2 protein-coding genes and 1 pseudogene are annotated in these 3,238 nt (G+C 29.1%); 2 read left to right on the forward strand and 1 reads right to left on the reverse strand.

Annotated elements, in window-relative coordinates; all coding sequences use genetic code 11:
- Positions 1-595 (reverse strand): hypothetical protein (locus JGH11_RS19525; RefSeq protein WP_201114569.1); only part of this gene is annotated, 595 nt, incomplete at its 3' end.
- A gap of 1,279 nt (positions 596-1,874) precedes the next feature.
- Here JGH11_RS19525 and JGH11_RS19530 point away from each other — a divergent pair.
- Together JGH11_RS19530 and JGH11_RS19535 are read left to right on the forward strand one after the other, a co-directional pair.
- Positions 1,875-2,099 (forward strand): annotated as a pseudogene (locus JGH11_RS19530) (tyrosine-type recombinase/integrase); the annotation flags it as partial.
- 348 nt (positions 2,100-2,447) lie between these two features.
- Positions 2,448-3,238: hypothetical protein (locus tag JGH11_RS19535; protein WP_201114570.1), on the forward strand; the 791-nt coding region annotated here is incomplete at its 3' end.

Below are 3,238 nucleotides of genomic sequence, written 5' to 3' on the forward strand. Positions count from 1 at the left end.
ATTCATTATTGTCTTCTGCCTCATATTTAGCGCAAATAAATTTTTCTATCGGATGTTCATCTATATTAATTTTACAGTTGTTTATATAACAATCCATATTTCCGATGACATCTATATAGAAAAAACTTTCTATTATATTTTCATTTAGGGGAATTCTGATTGAAAAATCTAGCCATTCGTTAATTTTTGTGTATTCATCTATGATAATTGAATCTTTTCGAATTTTACCACTATTATTGTCTTGTTCAATCCGGATGACAATCTTTCCATTTATTACATTTCTTAATTTATACTCTCCTGAAAATATGATGGTATCACCATCTATTTCGGTCATATTTGTATAGAAAAATGCAGAGGCTTGCTTAATACCATCATACGGTGTTGGAATCAATCTTAAAGATGCTTTTCCTTTATATGCTTCTAGGGTATCAATCAAAATGTGACCTCTTTGAAAATACCACCCATTATTTCCTATAAAGTTTCTTTCAGAAGTAATTTCCTTTAAATCAAGACATGAATAATAATTATTATCCTGCAGTTTTATACAAGATTGTAAAAATACAAGTAGAATAAAATTAAATAATAAGGTTCTCATAGAGAAATATGGTATAAAATTTAGTTAAATGAACTCATAATATTATTTTAACACAACAACTATAATGTTAATTTTATATAAATAGTTAAATATTTCCGAAATGATCATATGCTTAATGTGTAATACATTTTGATCAGAACGTTTAAATGTTTATTTCTAATTAGAAAGTGTATATAGAACTTAGGTTCAAATGCACCTTACGGGCTTCCTTTTGTATATGTGAATAAATTCGGCAATTTTTATTTGCTAGCTTTGACTAAGCTATAAACTATTTGGACATATTGCATGTTAAAATTTAATCTTATAGTCTGAATTCATTAATAAAAGAGAGCGATCTGAATTTGATTTTTGGGTTTGGTATCTAAATTGAAGGCTTGTTCGGTAAAAAGCTGTAAGTTATAATACCAGTTATGAAATTACTAAAAGAATGATACTTGAAATGTTCAACTTGATATATGTTTTTCAACTTATCATTTACTGTTACTATTACAGAGTGTCTCTAATGCTTGTAATCAAATGAATGTCTGTAAGAACCGGTTGCTAATGGCGTAGGCTGCCTAAAAATTATCCCAAATGGGAGTTGGGTTATTACTATTTTTGCAAATAGTCAAACATGACTGAGTTTGACTTGTTATTGAGTAATAAACGAGAGTCAATCAGATTCAAACGGAAACAAAATAAAATTGCTTCTTTGAGTATCATGGACAACCAAAGTGTAAATTGAAGCAATAATAAAGCATTAAACGCCATGTTGTAGTAGATAAAAATGGATTTTTAATAGCGATTATGGTAACAATAGCCAATATATAGTAAAGCCACAAGTCTATTAATGCATGTATTTAAAGTGCTGTGTTTTTCAGTGAAAACGATAATAGCCGATGATGGTTATAGGGGAGAATTGACTACTCATGAATATATTGCCAAAATGCTAAATGCTGATTTTTATTTTGCGCATTCCTGTTCCTCCTTATAAAGAGGCCTGAATGAATATACCCATGGGCTTGTCAGGCAATATATTATTAAAGAAACTTATTTTAAGTTATATGATGATGATTTTATACATCTTTAAATTGATTTGTCACATTTAGTATTTGAATCTGCGCTATCGGAATATTCTACAAAAAATATTTACAAACAAAATCTTTGTTTATCTTTGTGCATAAAGTTATCTGCTATGCAAATGATAGCAAACTTTAGTTAGGAGAACCGTTTCTAAATCATTACCTCTCTAAATACTTCTCTTTGTAATCGACTGATAAAGAGTCGGCAAAGTCTATTCAACTGCTATCTTAAAGAAATAGCCGGTATCTGTGGGATTCAAAAGAATCTGAGCTTCCACATGAGCAGGCACACTTTTGCGACGCTTGCACTGAATAAAGGCGTATCGCTGGAATCTGTCAGCAAGATCCTCGGACATACGAACATAAGGACCACAATGATTTATGCGAATATCACAGACCAGAAAATCGAATCGGAAATGAATAGAATGAGAAAGAAAAAATAAGATATAGATATAAGTTTTAACACATCCTCAAAGATTTATAACAAGAACGGATTTTTCATGAAGAGACTTATAGAAAAATCAGGCCGGATTATCAAATGTCCTGGTTTTGCACCTTAATTTTTGTTAATAGGCCATTACCGGATTTTTCATTGAATGTTTCACTGAGAAATACTATATAAAATTTCCTGTTTTTAATATAAAATATACTATTAATAATACTATTCTTTATTTATTATCAATAATATATGAAATAGTATTATTCATAATATAAATACCTGCTTAAGCGATATAGTATAAGCAATTGTTTATATATTTGGATAGTATTATAAATAGTATAATTTCTCTTCTATGGTTTTAGAATATCCTATTACAGATCGAATAATTTCTTCCGTTGTTTCTATATCTGAAAAGATAGGAAGGATAAAGGAAATCAGAAATGCACATAAGCATATTGACTTTGATATGATGTGCAATATCAAAAATATTCAAAATACTCTTCATTATCTTGAAATATCATATCCTGATAAATATATTACCCAACTAATATCAAATGATAAACCATACACAAACACACTGAGTGAAGAAGGTCATAAAATGGTTCAAAAAGTAATTGACCTTCATATTGGAATGACTAAGCATAAATATCCGAATATTGACAATCTGGTCAAAGAGTACAATAACAGTGGATTATTTAGGAATATTGGCATTGAAAATATCACTGAAAAATATAAAGTCTCAAAGTCGGATAATTTTTTCTTATACGATATTGCTGAATTTTGTTCTGATAGTTTTTACAAAATGGACAGTATGCTTGAAGAACTCTTACTTATATCACTCTTTTACAAAGAATATGGAATGATCTTATATTTACCATATGACGAATACTTCGAGCAGGAGAAATTTATAGATTCTAAAGGTGTAAACCATTTTTACAATGCAGAATTATTATCAAAAGAGAGGGGTTCAAAATATCCTTTATATGAATTTCATCTATCCATAATAGATTCAATAATAGAAGATTCAATTGAGATGCATTACAGGCTGACACATCCAATCTCTGACAGAGTTGAAATATTGCAAGGAAAAATCAAAGAACCTTTTTCCCGGAAAGACTATATGAAATACTATGATATTTCTAC

This window comes from Dysgonomonas sp. Marseille-P4677 (assembly GCF_016652235.1).
Lineage (GTDB): Bacteria > Bacteroidota > Bacteroidia > Bacteroidales > Dysgonomonadaceae > Dysgonomonas.